The 1080-nt window shown below is 36.8% G+C and carries 2 protein-coding genes; both read left to right on the top strand.

The annotated features are described in order from the left end of the window. On the top strand, positions 1 to 765 hold a 765-nt coding region (locus ACRDDY_RS00900; protein ID WP_438563085.1), incomplete at its 5' end, for a glycosyltransferase family 9 protein. Then, the coding region (locus ACRDDY_RS00905; protein WP_438563086.1) for a hypothetical protein at positions 762 to 1080 on the top strand (319 nt) is incomplete at its 3' end. The genes ACRDDY_RS00900 and ACRDDY_RS00905, both read left to right, overlap by 4 nt.

Below are 1080 nucleotides of genomic sequence, written 5' to 3' on the forward strand. Positions count from 1 at the left end.
GAAAGTATGCGTGGGTTATGGATAAAATTTTTTTGTTCTATCCCTCATGCAGTCACCTTCAATAACAATAAACGTGACAAGCTTTTTTTTTGGCGTAGAAGTTTCCAGAGCATTCCAAATATAAAAAACAGACATGTTGTTGATAAACATCTGGATCTCCTTCGGAGCATAGGGATAAAACCAACTAGCATTTCAAAAAAAATGTCATTGAAAACAGATAATAACTTTGATGACCTAATAACATGCTTAGACATTGGAATAGAAAAAAACGATTACATACTTATTCATCCAACCTCTAGATGGATGTTTAAGTGCTGGCCAGCAGAAAGTTTTGCAAAGCTAATCGATAAAATAGGAGCTCATGGCCAAAAAATCGTTGTATCCTCATCTCCTGATGAAAAAGAACTTAAGTTCATAGCTGAAATAGAAAAACAAACAAACCTAAGTTTTATTAATATCTCAGGTAAAACATCACTAAAACAACTATCAGAGTTAATCAATCACGCGTCTATGCTCATCACTGTAGACTCAGTACCAATGCATATTGCGTCTGCAGTTAACACCCCAGTAATAGCAATATTTGGCCCTAGCGGTGAAAATGAATGGGGACCATGGATGGTAGATAATATCGTGATAAAAAGTGAACAACATCCGTGCAGACCATGTGGGAAAGATGGGTGTGGAAGAAGTAAAGTTAGTGACTGCCTAACTGAAATCAGTGTGCAAACTGTACTCAATGCCTATTACCGCTTGGAGAAAAAATGAAAAAAATTAACCTCGCCATAGTCAGGCAGAAATACAGATCTGATGGAGGAGCAGAGCGATTTATAGAAAGAGCTCTTCAATCAATTGAAAAAAAAACAAATCTAGATATTTCCATCATCACCAGAAAGTGGAGTGGAGAGAAATCTAAAAAAATAAAAGAGATTATTTGTAACCCGACATATATCTCAAGAATAGGTAGGGAAGCTAGCTTTTCACGAGAAGCATCACGACTATTCCATCAGTTTGATTTAGTTCAAAGCCATGAGAGAATACCTGGCTGCCATATATATCGAGCTGGAGATGGCGTCCATAAAG

Origin of the sequence: Clostridium sp. (genome assembly GCF_051656525.1) — a bacterium.
In the GTDB taxonomy this organism is placed as follows: domain Bacteria; phylum Bacillota; class Clostridia; order Clostridiales; family Clostridiaceae; genus Clostridium.